The 12,232-nt window shown below is 56.3% G+C and carries 6 protein-coding genes, 17 tRNA genes and 4 rRNA genes; 1 reads left to right on the top strand and 26 read right to left on the bottom strand.

Going from position 1 to position 12,232, the window contains the following annotated elements; genetic code table 11:
* Positions 1-187 (bottom strand): 16S ribosomal RNA (locus C7459_RS22095); the annotation flags it as partial.
* Positions 188-439: 252 nt separating this feature from the next.
* On the opposite strand from C7459_RS22095, the gene C7459_RS22090 reads away from it, so the two are divergent.
* Positions 440-2,335, top strand: a complete 1,896-nt coding sequence (locus C7459_RS22090; RefSeq protein ID WP_109691414.1) for an OPT family oligopeptide transporter — start codon at positions 440-442, stop codon at positions 2,333-2,335.
* Positions 2,336-2,398: 63 nt separating this feature from the next.
* On the opposite strand, the gene C7459_RS22085 is transcribed toward C7459_RS22090, so the two are convergent.
* The 25 genes from C7459_RS22085 to C7459_RS21965 all read right to left on the bottom strand — a co-directional run.
* A tRNA-Asp gene (locus C7459_RS22085) sits at positions 2,399-2,475 on the bottom strand.
* A gap of 7 nt (positions 2,476-2,482) precedes the next feature.
* A tRNA-Thr gene (locus C7459_RS22080) sits at positions 2,483-2,558 on the bottom strand.
* Positions 2,559-2,567: 9 nt separating this feature from the next.
* A tRNA-Lys gene (locus C7459_RS22075) sits at positions 2,568-2,643 on the bottom strand.
* 207 nt (positions 2,644-2,850) lie between these two features.
* Positions 2,851-2,926: transfer RNA gene (locus tag C7459_RS22070), tRNA-Val, on the bottom strand.
* Positions 2,927-2,929: 3 nt separating this feature from the next.
* A tRNA-Thr gene (locus tag C7459_RS22065) sits at positions 2,930-3,005 on the bottom strand.
* A gap of 2 nt (positions 3,006-3,007) precedes the next feature.
* Positions 3,008-3,082: transfer RNA gene (locus tag C7459_RS22060), tRNA-Gly, on the bottom strand.
* A gap of 201 nt (positions 3,083-3,283) precedes the next feature.
* Positions 3,284-3,400, bottom strand: a 5S ribosomal RNA gene (gene rrf, locus C7459_RS22055).
* Between the two features lie 12 nt (positions 3,401-3,412).
* Positions 3,413-3,489, bottom strand: a tRNA-Ile gene (locus C7459_RS22050).
* 23 nt (positions 3,490-3,512) lie between these two features.
* Positions 3,513-3,587, bottom strand: a tRNA-Gly gene (locus C7459_RS22045).
* Positions 3,588-3,609: 22 nt separating this feature from the next.
* A tRNA-Phe gene (locus C7459_RS22040) sits at positions 3,610-3,685 on the bottom strand.
* A gap of 19 nt (positions 3,686-3,704) precedes the next feature.
* Positions 3,705-3,781 (bottom strand) — tRNA-Asp (locus tag C7459_RS22035).
* Between the two features lie 25 nt (positions 3,782-3,806).
* Positions 3,807-3,882, bottom strand: a tRNA-Val gene (locus tag C7459_RS22030).
* Between the two features lie 8 nt (positions 3,883-3,890).
* Positions 3,891-3,967: transfer RNA gene (locus tag C7459_RS22025), tRNA-Glu, on the bottom strand.
* Between the two features lie 7 nt (positions 3,968-3,974).
* Positions 3,975-4,050 (bottom strand) — tRNA-Thr (locus tag C7459_RS22020).
* 5 nt (positions 4,051-4,055) lie between these two features.
* Positions 4,056-4,131: transfer RNA gene (locus tag C7459_RS22015), tRNA-Ala, on the bottom strand.
* Positions 4,132-4,140: 9 nt separating this feature from the next.
* Positions 4,141-4,225, bottom strand: a tRNA-Leu gene (locus C7459_RS22010).
* An 18-nt stretch (positions 4,226-4,243) separates the two neighbouring features.
* Positions 4,244-4,318, bottom strand: a tRNA-Gly gene (locus C7459_RS22005).
* A gap of 10 nt (positions 4,319-4,328) precedes the next feature.
* Positions 4,329-4,404 (bottom strand) — tRNA-Lys (locus tag C7459_RS22000).
* 243 nt (positions 4,405-4,647) lie between these two features.
* Positions 4,648-5,976: a (Fe-S)-binding protein gene (locus C7459_RS21995; RefSeq protein ID WP_425450737.1), complete on the bottom strand. Its 1,329-nt coding sequence runs from the start codon at positions 5,974-5,976 to the stop codon at positions 4,648-4,650.
* Entirely contained in the window at positions 5,945-7,384 is a 1,440-nt protein-coding gene (locus C7459_RS21990; protein WP_109691413.1) for an FAD-binding oxidoreductase, read from the bottom strand. The genes C7459_RS21995 and C7459_RS21990 overlap by 32 nt, the downstream gene beginning before the upstream one ends.
* A gap of 146 nt (positions 7,385-7,530) precedes the next feature.
* Complete coding sequence (locus C7459_RS21985) at positions 7,531-8,211, bottom strand: 3'-5' exonuclease (RefSeq protein ID WP_109691412.1); 681 nt, start codon at positions 8,209-8,211, stop codon at positions 7,531-7,533.
* Positions 8,212-8,282: 71 nt separating this feature from the next.
* Positions 8,283-9,152 (bottom strand): GNAT family N-acetyltransferase, encoded by an 870-nt coding sequence (locus C7459_RS21980; RefSeq protein WP_170119613.1) that lies wholly within the window; start codon positions 9,150-9,152, stop codon positions 8,283-8,285.
* 101 nt (positions 9,153-9,253) lie between these two features.
* Positions 9,254-11,791, bottom strand: a complete 2,538-nt coding sequence (locus C7459_RS21975; protein WP_109691410.1) for an S-layer homology domain-containing protein — start codon at positions 11,789-11,791, stop codon at positions 9,254-9,256.
* A gap of 134 nt (positions 11,792-11,925) precedes the next feature.
* Positions 11,926-12,042 (bottom strand): 5S ribosomal RNA (gene rrf / locus C7459_RS21970).
* A gap of 49 nt (positions 12,043-12,091) precedes the next feature.
* Positions 12,092-12,232, bottom strand: a 23S ribosomal RNA gene (locus tag C7459_RS21965); the annotation flags it as partial.

The following is a 12,232-nucleotide window of genomic DNA, read 5'->3' as shown; positions in this document are numbered from 1 at the left end:
AAGAGATCATCCGGTATTAGCACTCGTTTCCAAGCGTTATCCCAGTCTGCCAGGCAGGTTACCCACGTGTTACTCACCCGTCCGCCGCTGACATCCATGGAGCAAGCTCCACATCAGTCCGCTCGACTTGCATGTATTAGGCACGCCGCCAGCGTTCGTCCTGAGCCAGGATCAAACTCTCAATTAAAGTTTGATTCAAGGCTCGAATCGATTCTCATCTATCACTCGTTTAGTTTTCAAGGATCAAAACGTGCCGCCGAAGCCACTCAATCAAGATAACATACCAATCACTTACAAGTCAACTGGTAGATTCTCCATCTACCTTCTCAATCATTCACCGCATCTCTCGCGGCGACAAGAGCTATCTTAGCACGCCGTATACTCAACCCGCAATCCACAAATCTTAGAAAGAGAACCAGTCTGGGGAAGGAGCCCGCACATGAGCGACAACAACCACAACAAGCAACCCTTCAAACCTTTCATCTCCCCATCCGTTCGTCCACCGGAACTCACCATCACCGCAATCGTGATCGGGATCGTGCTCGCGATCATCTTTGGAGCAGCCAACGCCTATCTCGGTCTGATCATCGGCATGACGATCTCCGCCTCAATCCCGGCGGCCGTGATCTCGATGGCGATCATACGCGGCGTCCTGCGCAGAAACTCCATTCTCGAAAACAACATCGTGCAAACCATCACCACCGCCGGAGAAGCTGTGGCCGCCGGAGCTATTTTCACCTTGCCCGCGCTGTTTTTGTGGAAGGCCAACCCTGGCCTTTTTAAAATCACGCTGATCGTGTTGACAGGCGGCTTCCTCGGGGTGCTGTTCATGATCCCACTGCGCCGCCTGCTGATCGTCAAGGAACACGACCGCCTGCCCTATCCAGAAGGCACCGCCTGCGCACAAGTCCTCGTCGCAGGTGAAGAAGGCGGCGGTCGCGCCAAGCTCGTATTTGGCGGGCTCGCCATCGGCGGCGTGTTCAAACTGTTCGCCGATGGGCTCAAAATGTTCCCGTCCGAGATCGAAACCAAGATCGCGGGCCTGCGCAATGGGGTGCTCGGCATGGACACCCTCCCCTCGTTGCTCTCTGTCGGCTTCATCGTCGGCCCGCGGGTCGGCGCGATGATGGCAGCAGGTGGCGTTTTGGCTTGGTTGGTGCTGATCCCGATGATCAGCTTTTTCGGTCAAAGCGGCGGTGCCATCGCACCTGGTACCGACCCCATCAACACCCTCGACGCGTGGGGCATCTGGGATCACTACATCCGCTACATCGGGGCCGGTGCGGTCGCGACCGGTGGCCTGATCTCGCTCGTTCGCACCCTGCCGATGCTCTGGAGCTCGCTCACCTCGACGTTCCAAGGCATCCAAGGCACACGCGGCGATGACACACCGGTCGAACTCCTGCGCACCGAACAAGACCTTAGCAAAAAAATCACCCTCCCCGCCGCCGCTGTCCTGTTGCTGTTCGCCGCGTTCATGCCCCAAATCAACACGGGCATCATCGGCGCGCTCGGCATCGCCGTATTCGGGTTCCTTTTTGTCACCGTCGCTTCCCGGATCGTCGGCGCAATCGGTTCCTCCTCCTCGCCCGTCTCCGGCATGACAATCGCCACGCTCTTGATCGTCACCTCCGTTTACCGGGCCTTTGGCTATTCCGGGATGGATGGCATGGTCACAGCGCTCACCGTTGGCGCAATCATCTGCGTCGCCCTCGCCATCGCCGGCGACATCTCGCAAGATCTGAAAACTGGCTATCTCGTCGGCGCCACCCCGCGCGCGCAGCAAGTCGCGATGCTGATCGGCATCCTCGGCTCCGGGCTCGTCATCGGCTGGGTGTTGTTGCTCCTCAACGACGCATACGGCTTCGGGACCAAAGAACTCCCCGCCCCCAAAGCCGTGCTCATGAAACTGATCGTCGAAGGCATCATGAACGCCAACATGCCGTGGGATCTCGTCTTCATCGGCGTCGCCATCGCGGTCGTGATCGAACTGCTCGGCATCGAAGCCCTCCCGGTCGCCGTCGGCATCTACCTACCCGTACACACCTCGACCCCGATCCTCCTCGGCGGCCTCGTGCGCTGGGCGTACCTGCGTTTCCAAAAACGCAATGCCGACCAACCTGTCGAAGAACGCGTCGAACGCGGTGTCCTGCTCTGCTCCGGCCTGATCGCCGGCGAATCGCTGATCGGCATCCTCATCGCGGCGCTCGTCTCCCTAAAAGTCACGCTGCCCGCAGCCACCCTCGGCGGTCCGTTGCTCGCCCTGCTCGTCTTCCTCGCACTCGCCGTCTGGGTCGGATGGATGTCAGGCCGCGAACCACAACGCAAGACCTAACGCACCGGAACGCAAAAAAGACCCGATCTTCACGAAGAAGATCGGGCCTTTTTTCCAAACATATGGCGGAGCTGACGGGATTCGAACCCGCGGTCTTCCGCGTGACAGGCGGACATGTTAGGCCACTACACCACAGCTCCAGAGACATGGTGCCTTTTACCGGAATCGAACCGATGACCTCATCCTTACCATGGATGCGCTCTACCTACTGAGCTAAAAAGGCGGGTGAAAATGGTGAGCCATGAAGGACTTGAACCTTCGACACCCTGATTAAAAGTCAGGTGCTCTACCAACTGAGCTAATGGCTCGCAACGTCACTCGCGGTGACAGGAGTTATCTTACCACGTACCCGTCGGCTGCTCAATCCAGCCAATCAGCCAAACCTCAACAAATTCAGACCTTGGCCTCAACCTGCCCACTCAGCCTCGCTCTCACGCTCGCTTATAGTTGTTGCTAGGGACAAAAAAAGACCCGATCTTCACGAGGAAGATCGGGTCTTGGTGTTCAAAACAAATTGGTGGAGGCTGACGGGATCGAACCGCCGACCCTCTGCTTGTAAGGCAGATGCTCTCCCAGCTGAGCTAAGCCTCCGAATGGTGCCTTTTACCGGAATCGAACCGATGACCTCATCCTTACCATGGATGCGCTCTACCTACTGAGCTAAAAAGGCAATGGAGCGGAAGATGGGATTCGAACCCACGACCCTCGCCTTGGCAAGGCGATGCTCTACCCCTGAGCCACTTCCGCGTGGCGACAAAAATTATCTTATCACAAGCATCTCCACTCCTCAACTGGATCATCCAGACAAATCACAACAAAATCCTGCCACTAGCCACGATTACCCCGCACATCCTCACGCATACGCTCGTATTCACCCCCAGACACAATTCGATCTTGATGCAAAAAAAGCTCGATCTCCCCCAAGGGAAGACCGAGCTTTTTTCACATGCCTAGCGACGTCCTACTCTCCCAGGACCCTGCGGTCCAAGTACCATCGGCGCTGAAGAGCTTAACTTCTGTGTTCGAGATGGGAACAGGTGTGGCCTCTTCGCCAGTATCACTAGATCTATATAGAAATGGTGGGCCCAAGAAGATTCGAACTTCCGACCTCACGATTATCAGTCGTGCGCTCTAGCCAACTGAGCTATGGGCCCCCAAGTGTTTGAGAGGAAAATCATGGAGCGGAAGATGGGATTCGAACCCACGACCCTCGCCTTGGCAAGGCGATGCTCTACCCCTGAGCCACTTCCGCGTAACATAATATTGTCTCTCAATGGTGGCTCGGGACGGAATCGAACCGCCGACACGTAGATTTTCAGTCTACTGCTCTACCAACTGAGCTACCGAGCCATGCAAGTATGAAGATAAGTGGCGGAGCTGACGGGATTCGAACCCGCGGTCTTCCGCGTGACAGGCGGACATGTTAGGCCACTACACCACAGCTCCGAGTTACAAGTTGCAAGTTTGAAAATGGTGGAGGCTGACGGGATCGAACCGCCGACCCTCTGCTTGTAAGGCAGATGCTCTCCCAGCTGAGCTAAGCCTCCGTAAAAATTGGTGACTCGTACGGGATTCGAACCCGTGAATGTCGCCTTGAAAGGGCGATGAGTTAAGCCGCTTCTCCAACGAGCCAAGCAAATGGTGCCTTTTACCGGAATCGAACCGATGACCTCATCCTTACCATGGATGCGCTCTACCTACTGAGCTAAAAAGGCAAATCTGGTGGAGAGTAGCGGATTCGAACCGCTGACCCCCTGCTTGCAAGGCAGGTGCTCTACCAACTGAGCTAACCCCCCAGAAAAACATGGTGCGGTCGAGAAGACTCGAACTTCCACGGGGAAACCCCACACGCCCCTCAAGCGTGCGCGTCTGCCATTCCGCCACGACCGCATATCAAGTTTGTAAAAATGGAGCGGAAGATGGGATTCGAACCCACGACCCTCGCCTTGGCAAGGCGATGCTCTACCCCTGAGCCACTTCCGCAGATGTAAAATGGTGAGCCATGAAGGACTTGAACCTTCGACACCCTGATTAAAAGTCAGGTGCTCTACCAACTGAGCTAATGGCTCATGTTCTCACCGTGTGTCTTGCGTGTTGATGCCATCTCGTGGCGACAGGTGTTATCTTAACACGGACTGATTCGACATCTCAACACCGCATACCGACCGAATTTCGACAAAAACTGACTCAATCAACAACGAACCTATACTAGATTCCGATTCCAATTTGATTCTCCCGTTTCCTCCTGATTCCTACGTTTCACATGGAACAATCCGAAAAAAGGCCCTGTCCCACGCGGGACAGGGCCTTTTTTAGAGTGCGCGATCCAGTAGATCCATAATATGCAAGGCTTCCATGTGCTCCTCAAGACCGGCGCGTTGGATGCCTTTTTTCATCTGCAGCAAGCAGCCAGGATTCGACGTGACGACGACATGGGCTTTCGTCCGCTTGACGTTTTCCATCTTCACATCGAGCACCTCCATCGACAGCTCGAAATTGGTGATGTTGTAGATGCCCGCCGACCCACAGCAAGTGTCGGCACCGCTCATCTCCACATAGTCCACGCCCGGAATGCTCTGTAAAAGGTGGCGCGGCTGTTGGCGCACGCCTTGCCCGTGTGCGAGGTGGCAGGAGTCTTGGTAGGTGATCCGAACCCCTGCGAGTGCCTCTGTAAAGGGGAGCACCGGCAGTTCAGCGACCAATTCATTGGCATCGCGAGACTTGGCGACGAACGCCAGCGCCCGCTCGTGCCACTCCGGGTCGTCGTGGAACCAGTGGTGGTACTCCTTGAGCGCCGCTCCACACCCCCCCGCATTGTTGACGATCAGATCGACGCCTGCGTTTTCAAAGGCTTCGATGTTGCGCTTGGCGAGTTCCTTGGCCCCCTTTTTCTCCCCGGAATGGGCGTGGAGGGCTCCGCAACAGGCTTGATCCTCGACGAAGACGACTTCGCAGCCGGCCTTGGTCAACACCCGTGCCGTCGCTTGGTTCGACTCATAAAACATCACATCCATGATACAGCCCTTGAACAGGCCGACTCGCAACTTCTGCGGGACTCCTGTGGGGGCCATGACGCGCTCACGCTTCATCCGCTGCCACGGGGAGGCGATCTGATCCACTGCCGTCTGCATCTCGCGCATCGGGCGCGGGAGGATGTTAATCAGCCCCGTGACGTTGGCGAGTTTCTGCAACCCGAGCGCTTGCGAGGCCCAGAGCATCGAACTGAGCAGATCGACACGCTCCGGGTGCGGAAAAATCTCCTCGAACACGAGGTCGCGGATCAGCGAATGGTCGCTTTTGTTCTTTTTGTTGCTTTCCACCACATCGCGTGCGGTTTCGATGAGGCTGCCGTAGGGTACGCCGGCCGGGCATGCCGTTTCACAGGCGCGGCACCCGAGGCAGAGGTACATGTTCTGCTCAAACTCCGCATCGACGTCGAGCTGCTGGTCCGCGACCGCTTTCATCAAGGCGATTCGCCCGCGGGGCGAGGCGGATTCCTTGCCGGTTTGGCGATAGGTCGGGCAGGCGGGCAGGCAGAATCCGCACTGCATGCAGTTGAGAATTTCCTCCCGATCGAAGTTGTCGAGGAGTTGGATCAGGCTGGTTTGTTCAGGCATGGTTGTGTTCGTGTGTGCAGGCATGCGTTTTCACCACCACTCTGCGTCGGTCGCTTTTTGCAAAAATCTTGCCAGGGTTCATGATTCCATGCGGGTCGAAGGCTTCCTTGATCCGCTTCATCAATTCCATGCCAGACGGGCCGACCTTGAGGTCGAGAAAGCCCGCTTTTGCCATCCCGACGCCGTGCTCGCCGGTGATCGTCCCGCCCAATTTGATCGCCGCGTGAAAAATCTCCTCGAACGCCTGTTCAACACGGTGAATTTCCTCCCGATCGCGTTCGTCTGTCAGGCAGGTCGGGTGCAGATTGCCATCCCCGGCGTGGCCGAACGTGCAGATCTGGAGATCGTATCTGCGGGCGATCACATCGACTTGCTCGACCATCGTCGCGAGGTTTGCGCGCGGGACGGTGGCGTCCTCAAGGATCGTCGTCGGCTTCACTCTCGCCAGCGCGGACAGCGCGGCACGACGGGCGGCCATCAGTTTCGCGCCTTCGTCTGCCGTCTGCGCGAGGCGTACTTCGGTTGCCCCTTCTGAGCGGCAGATCTCCGCGATGCGGGCGATGTCCTGCTCGACTTGTAGCGCGGTACCATCCTGCTCGATGATCAGCATCGCCTTCATATCCAGTGGCAAGCCGATGCGCGCAAAGTCCTCGACGACCGCCATCGTCGCATGGTCGAGGAACTCCATCGTCGCCGGGATGATCTTGGCGGCGATGACGCGCTGGACGGTGCGAGCGGCGGAGGTGAGGTCTTGGTAGTAGGCGACCATCGTCTGCTTGGCAGGCGGCAGCGGCAACAATTTCGCCGTGATCTCCGTCACGACGGCGAGTGTTCCTTCGGAGCCGACGAGCAGTTTGGTCACATCATAGCCCGCCACATCCTTGGCGTTTTTGCCGCCAAAACGCACGATCTCGCCGCTGGGGAGCACCGCTTCGATGCCCATGATGTAGTCCTTGGTCACGCCATATTTCAAACCGCGCATGCCCCCTGCACACTCCGCGACGTTCCCGCCCATCGTCGAGATGCGCATGCTGCCCGGATCAGGCGGATAAAAAAGGCCGACGGCCTCGACCTCCCGATGCAGATCGGCGGTGATCAAGCCTGGCCCGAACGTGGCAGTCAGATTCTCTTGGTCGACTTCGTGCAACGTGTGCAGGCGATTGGTCACCAACACGATGCCGCCCTCCGTCGGGACGGTGCCTCCAGAGAGGTTGGTGCCCGAGCCACGCGAGACGATCGGGATGCGATATTGGTTGGCCACTTTCAGCACGGCAGCCACTTCCTCCACGTTGCCCGGCATCACGACTGCATCCGGCATCGCTTGGTACAGCGGGGTGGCATCATAGGAATATACGTACAGCTCGTTAGGCGAATCCATCATCCAGCGATCGCCGACGATCGATTGCAACTGGCTCTTGATCTCTTGGTTCATTTAGGGAGCACGCTCCTCGTTGGTTCATGACATGAATGTAAGTTCACTCTATCATAGCGCCTTTGAAAAGTGTGAAAAAACTGCCAACTTCGCCTCAAAAAAAGACTCGATTCCGCAACGGAATGAGTCTTTTTTTCGCAGCTTACTTAGGGTTGTCGGCAGGCTCGTGTGGCTTCCCCGATCCGATCTTGGGCTTTGCCTCGCCTAGTACGCACGGCGGTCTCTAAGGGGCGCGATGGGCGTCTGGTTTGCTTGGGCGCGAACGCTTTGAGCAACCCGACGTGGTTGTTGCGTTTCAACTGCAGGCGGTCGTACAGCGCCTTGAAGATCTGGGCGGTGTTGCGTGCATCGTCCACGGCACTGTGGTGCGCGCCAATCGGCTTGAGGTGCAGAGCTTCGAGCGCTTCCATCAACCCAGACTGGTTTTTCAAACTTTGGAGCCGACCGAACTCGGCCTGTAGATCGTTGTAATTGCGCAGCCACTCCAACGAGACGTGGTGCAGCTTGCAGTTTTGCAACAAGGTGTGGATGTCGGTCGGACCCCAGGTGAGCAGGAAGTACTCCTCCTCGCCGATCCATTGCAGGAACCGCTTCCAGACTTTTGCAAAATTGTCCTGCGATTGCACATCCTCTGGGCGAATCTTGGTCATGCGCGTCGTGCGCTTGTTGAGCATCCGCGCCCGCTTGGGCCGAACATAGGACGCGAACTGGTCACACTCGTTCATCTGGCGGTCCAACTTCACGGCCCCGATGGAGATCACTTCCGGAATTTGCCCCTTGGCAAACGTCGCCACCCATTCCAGATCAAAAATAATATACGTCGTCATACAGCACCTCCTAACACACCACTAGTGTACCACGCAAAAAAGACCTAATCCGTAACGGAGTAGGTCTTGCTTCACGCCAGCACTTTGCCCGTTCGCCAGAGGATCTGCTTCTCAATCTCCGGATGTCCCAGGCGATCCTGCATGAACCGCACCATCGACGCATTGACCGCTTCCACAAAAAAGATCCCCTGCTGAAATTCAGGGTCTTGGAGCATTCGCTGACAAGCTTCTGAGATCAAAGCTACACCACGGCCTGCCCGCTGATGCCGCTGATGCACAAACATCGTCTTGAACAGCACGGTCTGCGCATCAAAGACTTCGAGGATCATCCAGCCCACAACTTCACCTCGATAGCGCAAGACCATGCTCCGCTCCGGGTCCAGCATCGCTTCCTCTGCAAAGGGCGAGAGGATCGGCGGGTACCAGACTCCGAGTCCAGCATGAACGGCTTCACGCTCACTGGTTGTCAGAGACGACCACGGGCCTACCGAGAACGCATCCGGCAACCGACAGCGCCCCACCCAGAGAATCTCCTGCAGGATCTCCAGAGCGCCGCTCCAGATGTGAATCCCGGGACGAGGTGTATCAAACCCGCAGGCTGTCAAAAACGAACCACTTTCCGACGGCAAAACTGGATCTGCAAGATATTCAGCGAGAATCGACGAGCAACCCCTGCGTCGCAACAGGTCTTCCAGCTCCAGCAAAAGCGACTTCCCGATGCCCTTGTGTCGCGCACCTTCAACGACCGTCAAGGAAAGCAAGTTCGCCGCCGAGCCTTGCTGCTGGTCGCCGATCGCCAGCCCGACCGGATGCCCGTCTTGCACCGCGCCAACCATCCGTAGGGACGGTGGGAAGTCGGTGAACAGATGCCGGGCCTCAGGCAGCGCCAACAGGCGAAAAGCAGGGGCGGACGCCGGGCTCAACTCAAACCATTCAGGCAAGGAAATCCTCCTTTCCAAACGCATATGGTGTGTGCATCTGGGGGTCATTTTGGAAAAAAAGAGAAGGGAAGTCGCTTCCCCTCTCTTTTTTTGCGATCCGACTAGAGTTGATCTACATCGACGAGATAGCTCGTGTTCATAGCATTGTTGGCAAAATCATAATACCCGTTGATTGTGAAACGGAATTTGCTGCCTTGTTGAATGGTCAGCTTGCTTTTTCCAGTGCCCGTCAGTCTGATCTGGAATTGAGAATTGACAGCTCCGCCAACGAGGGAGTAATCGCTTCCGCTTACCAACGAGATCGTGTCCAAAAAGTCCCCCTTCGTTGAAGCTTCTACCTGAATGACAGGTGGGATCATAAACGTGGCGAGCCCTTCACTGGCCGTGAACGTGAACAGGTCGTTCGCATAGGTTGCGCCGGTCAGAACCGGAGCCGTTTCGTCCGGGCGGAACGAGAGAGTCTGCTGTCCGGCAACTTGCCCTGCTTCGGTCACAGTGAACACCAGATTCCCCGAGGTCGCTTCCGTCAAATCAGGCTGCGGATGTAGATTGACGCCAGATGTTGCCGCTGCAAGCTGAATGAGGTCCGTGCTGGATGCCAACGAAAGCTCCGCGATCTTTTCATTCTGTGCATTGTCAACTTCAAACGTGGTGGTACCCGGTACGTACTTGATGTTCTCCACTTCGGCGCCGCGCTTGATTTGAATCAGGTTCTTGATGTTGCGCTTGTTGTATTGATAGAAGGGGACCTGCTGCGTATCGGTTAACACAACATCACCAGAAGTGCCGCCCAGAGCGGAGTTGATATCCAATCGAGCACCTTCCGTCAAGGTCACCGTGAGCGGTGCCAGTTGCGCCTGTTGGAACTGGGTGACCGCCACTGTCAAGGCAATCGCCGCGGAGTCAACTTGCTCCTGTGTCGCATCCACTTGATCTGCGAATCCTTGCGCCGTGGCAATCGCTTGGGTCAATACATCGATCGCACTTTGCGGGTATGTACCGGTTGTGTTGCCCACCACTGCAGATCCTAATACAGCGGTTGCGTCGGCAATTTTTGCAAGCAGTGCCTGTGTATTGACACCTTGATTGATGGAAGCTTGGAACGTTGCAATCGCTTGTTCCAAGGTGGTTACCGCTGCATCGACCTGCGTCTGGGTTGCTGTCGCGTTGTTTTGCACAGCGGTTGCATCCGCAATCGCTTGAACGAGCGCGTCATAGGCTGCTTGCGGAACCGTGCCTGGTGTTGTACCAACCTCGGCCGCATTCTTGAAGGCCGTCGCTGTGATGATTTTCAGGTTCAAGGCTGCACGGTCGACTTGTACTTGTGGCGGGTTGGACGTAACATAGACTCTCAGGTCCACGTTGGTGCTGCCGTTGACCATCGGGATGCTCGCCTTGATCGCATCGTACTGGTTGAAGAGATCGCGTGTGGCGACGCCTGCAGGCAAGGTCAAGTTTTGAATGCTCGCACCGTCAAGCAAGGTGATTTTCGCGTGTGCATTGCCCTGCAGAACGACGTTCAGCAGTTTCCCTTTCAGTTGCACTTCTCCTGCGCCTTCTGCCAATTGCAACTTGTCAATCGAAGCGTTGCCTTCGACTGTGATCGACGCCTTGCCATTGACGACCGTATCGGCGATCTTCGTCGTACCGCGCGCCGTGACTTGCGCGTCTTTGGCCGCCACGGAAGCGAGCGTTGTATTTTCCAAAATGACATGGCCCTGCTGAGCCGCAGTTCCCGTGACTTGCACAGTGCCTTTGGCGGTCAGGTTTTTCAACGTGACGGAGCCCTTGAGCACCAAACTCCCGCTGAGCACGTTGTTTTTTGCATCAAGCACGCCCTCTTGCTGTTGCAGTTCCAGGCGTTTGATGCCGATGATTTTGTACCCGTCACGCTCCAACTCAAATCTCGCATGCTGCAAAACATCAGAGTTGGTGGAACTGAGGAGACCTTGCAACGATTCAGAAACTTGATATGAAATCCCGGCAATAGTCACGGTCCCGTCAGCAACATGCACGTGGCCCGTCGGACGATCCACGACACCTACTGCAACGGTCGCTACTTCTTGGCGGATCAGCGCCTGTTGCGGCGAGAACGTATTGCCAGAAGCTTGCATCAGCCCGAGGTCGAGAACGGTTTGAACCGCATCCTGAGCCCATGTGCTGATCTCTGATTTGTCAGCGATCTTGAGCTGGCTCCCTGCGCCCTGCGCATCAAGGCCGAGTCCGCGCACGAGCACAACCGCCATCTCTTCGCGGGTGATCAAGTCGTTCGGACGGAACGTTCTCCCGTCACCGGTCATCAGCCCCGCCTTGCGAACGGCTTCGATGTAGTTCAAGCCCCAATCGTTCGAAGACACATCTGCAAAAGACGGTGATTGCACTTGCTCTATGTTCAATTGGAACAGCGAGCAGAAAATCTTCGCCAATTCCATGCGCGTCAAATGGTCATTCGGTCGGATCTCACCGTTCGGATCGCCCACCAACAAGCCCAACTCACGAGCCTGTTGAAGCGCATCCTCCAGACCGGTTGCAACTTGTGCGCCTGCGGTTGGTGTTGTAGCAACCGCTGCCAGAGGGCTGAATACCGATGACAAAACGATGGTGCTGGCAAGCAATTTACTCCACTTTTTATGACTCAATTAATATCTCTCCTATTATTCCGTAATCGTACTAAATCATTCTATATTACTTTCCGCTTAACGAATAGATGCCTACAAAAATAAAAAAAGACTCGATCCGCAATGGATCGAGTCTTTTTGTTCCTGATGCTGCTGCCTCGCGACGTCCTACTCTCCCAGGACCCTGCGGTCCAAGTACCATCGGCGCTGGAAAGCTTAACTTCTGTGTTCGAGATGGGAACAGGTGTGACCTTTCCGCCATCATCACGAGACTGTGACAACTGGGTAGAGCAACTTTGTGAGTTCAAGACATGCATTTCGTAGGATAAGCCCTCGACCTATTAGTACTGGTCAGCTAAATGCCTCGCGGCACGTACACACCCAGCCTATCAACCCAGTCTTCTACTGGGGGTCTTACCACGTTGACCGTGTGGGAAGTCTTATCTTGAGGGGGGCTTCGCG

This window comes from Tumebacillus permanentifrigoris, from assembly GCF_003148565.1.
GTDB lineage: Bacteria > Bacillota > Bacilli > Tumebacillales > Tumebacillaceae > Tumebacillus > Tumebacillus permanentifrigoris.
The sequence above is the reverse complement of the archived record's forward strand: the minus strand, read 5'-3'. Positions and strand labels throughout refer to the sequence as shown.

Bases quoted from the DNA above. Each gene is read 5' to 3' on its own strand.
- C7459_RS22090 (WP_109691414.1), top strand. From the start codon at position 440: ATGAGCGACAACAACCACAACAAGCAACCCTTCAAACCTTTCATCTCC.
- C7459_RS21995 (WP_425450737.1), bottom strand. From the start codon at position 5,976: ATGCCTGCACACACGAACACAACCATGCCTGAACAAACCAGCCTGATC.
- C7459_RS21990 (WP_109691413.1), bottom strand. From the start codon at position 7,384: ATGAACCAAGAGATCAAGAGCCAGTTGCAATCGATCGTCGGCGATCGC.
- C7459_RS21985 (WP_109691412.1), bottom strand. From the start codon at position 8,211: ATGACGACGTATATTATTTTTGATCTGGAATGGGTGGCGACGTTTGCC.